We start from the raw sequence: 2172 nt of genomic DNA on the forward strand, positions 1-2172 counted from the left end.
ACTTCCGCCTCTCGGCCTACACGCGGCCTCTCTACAAGCTGGGCCTTCAAGAACACTGTTTTCTGGAGGGCACCACCTTCGACGACGTGCTGCAGCTCTATGTGTTCGATCGCGAGCTGCGCCTGCTGCTGCTGGATGCAATCGAGCGGCTGGAAGTCGCGCTACGCGCCCAGCTTACCAATACCCTCGCCGAGCATCATGGCCCCCATGGCTACCTGGATCCCGGCATCTTCGACTCCCGCTACAACCATGGCTGGCTACTTGAGAAGCTGGAGAACGCTGCCAAGGGGCGCGAGGTCGAGTCCTTCCTGATGCACTACAGGAAGAAGTATCGAGCTGCACCCAACCAACCGCCGATCTGGATGGCGGTGGAGCTGCTGACCTTCAAGGAGGTCTCGACGCTGCTGGCCAAGCTGCGGCTCCCCGAGGACACCCAGCGCATCGAGCGCCACTTTGGCTGGAAGATGCCGGTGCTGCGCTCCTGGTTCCGCAGCCTCTCCGACTTGCGCAACGCCTGCGCGCACCATGGCCGGGTGTGGAATCGCGAATTCGGTAGCCGCCCCGAGATGCCGAGGAAGGTTCCGGCTGACTGGCCCGGCATCCCCGACGGTATCGAGACGGGCTCTCACGAGCACCCAGAACAGCGCCTCGATCCACGCCGCAGACTCTATCTGCAGCTGGTAGTGATCGAGTCACTGATGCAGGTGGTGTCGCCAACCAGCCACTGGGCAGAACGATTGGTGACGCTGCTGGACCATTATCCGCAGGTCTCACGCCCGCATATGGGCTTTCCTGGCCATTGGGACACCGAACCTTTCTGGCGAGAGGCGGTAATGAATGCAAGAGAGAGGGACTGAAGGGATGAGCTTTTCACGGTACCCCGAATACAAGGACTCCGGTATCGAGTGGCTGGGTGAGGTGCCGGCGCATTGGCAAGTCAAGCGCATGCGGTTTGTTGCCACGCTAAATCCCTCTAAGGCGGAAGTTCGGCACCTGTCCGGCACAAGAGAAGTCAGTTTCATACCGATGGAGGCCGTTGGCGAGGAAGGCTCTCTTGATCTCACTCAATCTCGCCCTATTGGCGACGTAATTGATGGGTACACATACCTCAGCGAAGGCGACGTGACCTTTGCGAAAATCACCCCCTGCTTTGAAAACGGCAAGGGGGCCATCATGAGAGGCCTGCATGAGGGGGTTGGGTTTGGTACGACTGAACTTACAGTCGCACGGCCAAATGCGTCGCTGGTAACCGGGGATTATCTCTACCGGGTGATTTCCTCTCGGCCTTTTAGAGAGCTGGGCGAATCGCACATGTACGGTGCTGGTGGTCAAAAGCGAGTACCAGATGATTTCTTGAGAAACTTTGAAATCGCTTGGCCCTCAGTCTCAGAGCAGGCCACCATCGCCGCCTTCCTCGACCACGAAACTGCGCGCATCGACTCCCTGGTGGAAGAACAGCAGCGCCTGATCGCGCTGCTCAAGGAGAAGCGCCAGACGGTGATCTCTCATGCCGTGACCAAGGGCCTCGACCCCGATGTGCCGATGAGAGACTCCGGCGTAGAGTGGCTGGGCGAGGTGCCGACGCATTGGGATGTAATAGCGCTGAGACGTATTCTCAAACGTATTGAACAGGGCTGGAGTCCAGAATGCTTCAACTTCCCAGCGGAACATGATAGCTGTGGCGTTCTCAAGGCAGGCGCTGTCAATAATGGGGTTTACAGGGAATCCGAAAACAAGGCCCTCCCTGATAATTTAGAACCTAGAGATGGCATTGAAGTCAATGCGGGCGACCTCCTTATGTGCCGAGCAAGTGGTTCGCCAGACTTAATTGGATCAGTAGCTCATGTTGTCTCTACTCGATCACGACTAATGCTGTCAGATAAGTTATTTAGGCTTATTGTAAGTGGCAAAGTTGAGCCGTTTTACATTTCGCTAGCGCTAGGAAGTTCACCACTTCGTCGCCAAATTGAGCAGTCAATTAATGGCGCTGAAGGCCTTGCAAATAACCTTTCTCAAGGCTCAATTAAAGAGGCGGGGTAGACGGTTTGCTCCTCCTCCTACAATATGTAGTGGTGGGCTCTTCATTCGATGACACCGCGCTGACCGGATTGGTGGCCGGCCGTGACTATCCGTGCACGTACCGCGAGTTCGTTGAGATGTATCCCGACGATG

General features: G+C 56.8%; 2 protein-coding genes. Both read left to right on the forward strand.

Annotation, left to right across the window (positions count from 1 at the left end; translation table 11 throughout):
* Nucleotides 1-857: Abi family protein (locus ACESMD_RS12985; RefSeq protein ID WP_372613811.1), on the forward strand; the 857-nt coding region annotated here is incomplete at its 5' end.
* Nucleotides 858-861: 4 nt separating this feature from the next.
* Nucleotides 862-2040 carry a hypothetical protein gene (locus ACESMD_RS12990; RefSeq protein ID WP_372613813.1) on the forward strand — a complete coding sequence of 393 codons (1179 nt, stop codon included), beginning with the start codon at nucleotides 862-864 and terminating at the stop codon, nucleotides 2038-2040.
* Nucleotides 2041-2172: the final 132 nt, after the last annotated feature.

This window comes from Halomonas sp. (assembly GCF_041689495.1).
Classification (GTDB): domain Bacteria; phylum Pseudomonadota; class Gammaproteobacteria; order Pseudomonadales; family Halomonadaceae; genus Halomonas.

What these genes read in the sequence shown, in the direction of transcription:
- ACESMD_RS12990 (WP_372613813.1), top strand. Translation starts at nt 862, where the DNA reads ATGAGCTTTTCACGGTACCCCGAATACAAGGACTCCGGTATCGAGTGG.